Below are 409 nucleotides of genomic sequence, written 5' to 3'. Positions count from 1 at the left end.
AAACGCTGCTGGCGGTGCTCGGCCCCTCTCCCGACGACGAGCAGCGGGCGCAGGTCGCGGCCATAGCAGGCGTGCCGCTGGTCGATACCGGCCTGCCGCTCGACTGGCTGTGCGACGGCCCCGCACCGATGATTGCCGCCGGCCGCGCGATCGCTGCCCTCGCACGGCGCGAGCGGGTCGATCTGGTGCAGGCGAACATGCCGACGCTGGCGGCGGGCGGAGACATCTCGCAGCCCGTCGTCGCCGTCGCCCATGGCTGCATTGGCACGTGGTGGCGCGCTGCGCATGGGGAGGTGCCGGGCGACCGCTATGCATGGCTGGACGCGATTAACCGGGTCGGTCTGCAAACCGCGGATGTCGTCGTCGCGCCGAGCGCCAGCCACGCCGACGCGGTGACGCGCCTCCATAC

Annotated in this window: 1 protein-coding gene; it reads left to right on the top strand. The window is 72.4% G+C overall.

The genetic code is table 11. The annotated features are described in order from the left end of the window. Positions 1–409: glycosyltransferase (locus tag AC0IYH_RS29540; protein ID WP_471837612.1), on the top strand; the 409-nt coding region annotated here is incomplete at both ends.

It is taken from the genome of Pseudomonas sp. AC463, assembly GCF_979253585.1.
Note: the sequence above shows the minus strand (reverse complement) of the source record. Positions and strands in the feature narration are given on the sequence as shown.